Here is a 3,072-nt window from a genome sequence, read left to right as displayed (position 1 = left end):
ATTCCCTCTAACTGCAACAAAATCACTTGTGACAAGACTTCCTGCCGTTTCAGGTTTGAAAGCCATTAATTTTTTTACATTATGTTTTGTAATTTTATTTAAATACGCCATTAATTTAGCTTGTTTTTCCGGATGAACCGCTAGAAGTAGATCTACTGTTTCATCAATCGGTTGTAAATCTAGTAACTTTTTAGCTTTGTTTTCAGATAAGTGAATTAAGATATTATATTTTTCTTCTGTACTCAAATGTTGAAGAATTTTTGAGCTTTTTAATACAGGAATCTTATCTAGTAATATGACTTGATCTTCAATTGAAAACCGTTTTACTTCTTGTGCAACATCATACGACGGATGACGTAAAACTTTCTCTGCATCCAAATTATTTTGGGTTACAAGTAATTCATTTAATAATTTCTTCATGTTAACTCCTCCTTATATTGCTAAGGGAGACTCTAGAGTTTCATGAGTGGTTTTGTGTTATTTTATCTGTCTAAAATTTTTATTAGAGCATTAATAGTTACATTGCAATCAATTTATTATTTAGAACTACCTCCTTTTTGAATATAGACAAGATAAAAATAAATAACATTAAACAAAAAAACCTTTACTCAAAAAGGAGTAAAGGTTTTTTACAATACAAATAAATGATTATTAAGACAGCTCTGCAAAAATCCCAGAGGTGCCTTTCTATCAAATCGTATACCACTCCCTCGTTGAGTTTTAGCACTGTATAGCATAGGTTTTTATAACCAGCTACATTAAAAAGGGCCTTAATCCGACCGTTCCTGTTGACCCATTGGCGTCTCTCGACATTTTTGGGCAGCAGCGTTTCTCTATACAGGAGCCTCACCTAACAAAGATTATTGAATTACTTCAAAATTTAAACCAGAATTTAATATTTGTCAACTAACTTTCGATTCGATTCATAATAAATTCTTTTTTAGAGAAATGTAATTCGATTCTATTGTAAATTTGAAATTCAACTTAAAAGATATAAAATTTATATACAATTAGTTCGAAGAAACGTTATAAAATATATGAAATTTCGTATAGGAAACTTATTGTTTATGATYWATTTGTAACTTTATAGCAGGAGTTGAATTATTRGTCATACCGTACTTCAAAAGAACATTCTTCAAAAATCTTATTTTATGATTAAAATCTTCTTTACTGTTTATCAAATTTATATGGTTAAACTACTTAATCAAATTATACACTACAGGCCGAAAATAAGTATCTATACGAGATGATTAAATACATTTTCTTGCATTATTTCTCAAAATTCATAAAACAATAAAGAATATAAAATTAGCAATATGCTTACTTGACAAGCAAAAAAAAAGTATTTATGCTGGCTACACGAAACAAATACATAAAATTTATATTGCTAAACCTGTTAGGTGAGGCTCCTATACAAACACAGGCTATTGCCCAAAAATGTCGAAAGACGCCAATGGGTAGAACAGGAATTGTCGGATTAAGGCTCTTCTTAAGATAGCTAAGTAATCAATTTCCATTACTTTACGTTGTATAGTGCCAAAGCTCTACTAGGGGGAGGAAAGCTTTATTTAGTCATGCCAATTTAAATCCCCCCTAGTATGTAACTAGGGGGGATTTTTGCGTAAGAAAACAGGGTGTAAGCTATAGAATCTTTCAAAACAAAAATACTATTTAGTAGTTGATGAGAACAAGATTCTACTCATTAGCAAATGTAATATTAAGTGTTAATGTAAATCAGGAGGATATTAAAATGAAAAAAATATTAAAACTCGATTATCTATTGCTCCTCCCTCTATTCATAACATGTACTTTAGGTATTATCATGATGTATAGCGCGAGCTCCATTGTTGCTGTTCAACATTACGGTTATAACAGTAGGCATTTTGTTGATTCTCAATTAACAAAGCTATTTTTAGGAACAATWGGGTTAATAGTTTGTGCTATTCTCCCWTATGAAATATGGAAAAAACGAATAGTCTCTATCTGTATTATGGTTGGGGGAATTTTTTTATTAATTATGGTTTTGTGGAAAGGAAAAGTAGTAAATAATGCTCAATCATGGATCTTTGGAATACAGCCAGCTGAATTTCTTAAATTAGGAACAATACTTGTAACAGCCCGTTTTTTTGCATTACGACAAGAACAAGCTAAAAATATTTGGAGTGGTAGCGGAAAACTTTTATTTTTTTTAGCTGCAATTTTTTTCCTAATCTATAAACAGYCAAACTTAGGATCTGCACTTTTAATATTAGGTATAGGTTTTAGCATATTTCTTTGCTCTGGAATAAATGTAAATCTATTAATTAAAAGAATTATAATTGGTTCTATTTTTTGGTTACCTTTTTTATACTTTTTAATTCAATTTAGCTTGTCAGAAGTTCAAAAGACACGTATTACTACAATTCTGAATCCCTTTGTTGATGCGCAAGGAAAAGGATATCAACTTGTAAATTCTTTTATTGCCATTGGCTCTGGAGGAATTACTGGACGTGGATTCGGAAATAGCATTCAAAAAACCGGCTATCTTCCAGAACCACATACTGATTTTATAATGGCAATAGTTTCTGAAGAACTAGGGTTTATTGGTGTATTTATTGTATTGGCAGGGGTTTTGACTATCGTTCTTCGTTCCTTAAAAATTGCACAACTATGTGTAGATCCATTCGGAAGTTTTATAGCAATTGGTATAGGATGTATGATTGGTATGCAATCCATTGTAAATTTAGGTGGTATTACGGGACTATTTCCTCTTACTGGTACCCCATTTCCATTTGTTAGTTTTGGTGGAAGTTCTTTAATGGTCAATTTAATAGCAATAGGAATATTGCTTAATATTTCAATTTTTAATAAAATTAAGTTTAATAATTATAATATATAATTAATGTATAATTCTATTTTTTGGAGATTATATAATTTAACCTCATTGAGCAATCTATGTTCAAATAATTTCTAATCAGGTTTTTAACTGTATGAATATTAATTTTAATACCAAAAAAGGCAGAAGCTTTTGGTGAAAACTTATTAAATAATTATTTAATCGATGTATGTGTCTTTTCAATATATGTATTATTC

2 protein-coding genes and 2 riboswitches are annotated in these 3,072 nt (G+C 29.8%); of the genes, one reads left to right on the top strand and one right to left on the bottom strand.

Going from position 1 to position 3,072, the window contains the following annotated elements; translation table 11 throughout:
• Window positions 1–420, bottom strand: a 420-nt coding sequence (locus tag AC1DJR_RS23830) for a magnesium transporter MgtE N-terminal domain-containing protein (protein ID WP_477003663.1), incomplete at its 3' end; no start/stop codon positions are given.
• A 277-nt stretch (window positions 421–697) separates the two neighbouring features.
• Window positions 698–865, bottom strand: a riboswitch (M-box (ykoK) riboswitch).
• A gap of 520 nt (window positions 866–1,385) precedes the next feature.
• A riboswitch (M-box (ykoK) riboswitch) is annotated at window positions 1,386–1,562 on the top strand.
• Window positions 1,563–1,750: 188 nt separating this feature from the next.
• Here AC1DJR_RS23830 and AC1DJR_RS23825 point away from each other — a divergent pair.
• Window positions 1,751–2,878: an FtsW/RodA/SpoVE family cell cycle protein gene (locus AC1DJR_RS23825; protein ID WP_477003662.1), complete on the top strand. Its 1,128-nt coding sequence runs from the start codon at window positions 1,751–1,753 to the stop codon at window positions 2,876–2,878.
• The last annotated feature ends 194 nt before the right edge of the window (window positions 2,879–3,072 follow it).

The organism is Bacillus sp. 05T31, from assembly GCF_056396725.1.
Note: the sequence above shows the minus strand (reverse complement) of the source record. Positions and strands in the feature narration are given on the sequence as shown.